General features: G+C 48.8%; 1 protein-coding gene and 1 pseudogene. Both read left to right on the forward strand.

Going from position 1 to position 1,581, the window contains the following annotated elements; translation table 11 throughout:
* A pseudogene (locus J5M71_RS25885) lies at positions 1-363 on the forward strand (serine/threonine protein phosphatase); the annotation flags it as partial.
* Positions 360-983 carry an antitermination protein gene (locus J5M71_RS25890; RefSeq protein ID WP_001235459.1) on the forward strand — a complete coding sequence of 208 codons (624 nt, stop codon included), beginning with the start codon at positions 360-362 and terminating at the stop codon, positions 981-983. The pseudogene J5M71_RS25885 and the gene J5M71_RS25890, both read left to right, overlap by 4 nt.
* Positions 984-1,581: the final 598 nt, after the last annotated feature.

The following is a 1,581-nucleotide window of genomic DNA, read 5'->3' on the forward strand; positions in this document are numbered from 1 at the left end:
TTTAATCTCGATTACGACAAAGAAATTCTGGCTAAAGCTCTTGCCCATAAAGCAGATGAACTTCCGTTAATCATCGAACTGGTGAGCAAAGATAAAAAATATGTTATCTGCCACGCCGATTATCCCTTTGACGAATACGAGTTTGGAAAGCCAGTTGATCATCAGCAGGTAATCTGGAACCGCGAACGAATCAGCAACTCACAAAACGGGATCGTGAAAGAAATCAAAGGCGCGGACACGTTCATCTTTGGTCATACGCCAGCAGTGAAACCACTCAAGTTTGCCAACCAAATGTATATCGATACCGGCGCAGTGTTCTGCGGAAACCTAACATTGATTCAGGTACAGGGAGAAGGCGCATGAGACTCGAAAGCGTAGCTAAATTTCATTCGCCAAAAAGCCCGATGATGAGCGACTCACCACGGGCCACGGCTTCTGACTCTCTTTCCGGTACTGATGTGATGGCTGCTATGGGGATGGCGCAATCACAAGCCGGATTCGGTATGGCTGCATTCTGCGGTAAGCACGAACTCAGCCAGAACGACAAACAAAAGGCTATCAACTATCTGATGCAATTTGCACACAAGGTATCGGGGAAATACCGTGGTGTGGCAAAGCTTGAAGGAAATACTAAGGCAAAGGTACTGCAAGTGCTCGCAACATTCGCTTATGCGGATTATTGCCGTAGTGCCGCGACGCCGGGGGCAAGATGCAGAGATTGCCATGGTACAGGCCGTGCGGTTGATATTGCCAAAACAGAGCTGTGGGGGAGAGTTGTCGAGAAAGAGTGCGGAAGATGCAAAGGCGTCGGCTATTCAAGGATGCCAGCAAGCGCAGCATATCGCGCTGTGACGATGCTAATCCCAAACCTTACCCAACCCACCTGGTCACGCACTGTTAAGCCGCTGTATGACGCTCTGGTGGTGCAATGCCACAAAGAAGAGTCAATCGCAGACAACATTTTGAATGCGGTCACACGTTAGCAGCATGATTGCCACGGATGGCAACATATTAACGGCATGATATTGACTTATTGAATAAAATTGGGTAAATTTGACTCAACGATGGGTTAATTCGCTCGTTGTGGTAGTGAGATGAAAAGAGGCGGCGCTTACTACCGATTCCGCCTAGTTGGTCACTTCGACGTATCGTCTGGAACTCCAACCATCGCAGGCAGAGAGGTCTGCAAAATGCAATCCCGAAACAGTTCGCAGGTAATAGTTAGAGCCTGCATAACGGTTTCGGGATTTTTTATATCTGCACAACAGGTAAGAGCATTGAGTCGATAATCGTGAAGAGTCGGCGAGCCTGGTTAGCCAGTGCTCTTTCCGTTGTGCTGAATTAAGCGAATACCGGAAGCAGAACCGGATCACCAAATGCGTACAGGCGTCATCGCCGCCCAGCAACAGCACAACCCAAACTGAGCCGTAGCCACTGTCTGTCCTGAATTCATTAGTAATAGTTACGCTGCGGCCTTTTACACATGACCTTCGTGAAAGCGGGTGGCAGGAGGTCGCGCTAACAACCTCCTGCCGTTTTGCCCGTGCATATCGGTCACGAACAAATCTGATTACTAAACAC

The sequence above is a fragment of the Pseudomonas sp. 43(2021) genome, from assembly GCF_017490805.1.
GTDB lineage: Bacteria > Pseudomonadota > Gammaproteobacteria > Pseudomonadales > Pseudomonadaceae > Aquipseudomonas.

What these genes read in the sequence shown, in the direction of transcription:
- J5M71_RS25890 (WP_001235459.1), top strand. Translation starts at nt 360, where the DNA reads ATGAGACTCGAAAGCGTAGCTAAATTTCATTCGCCAAAAAGCCCGATG.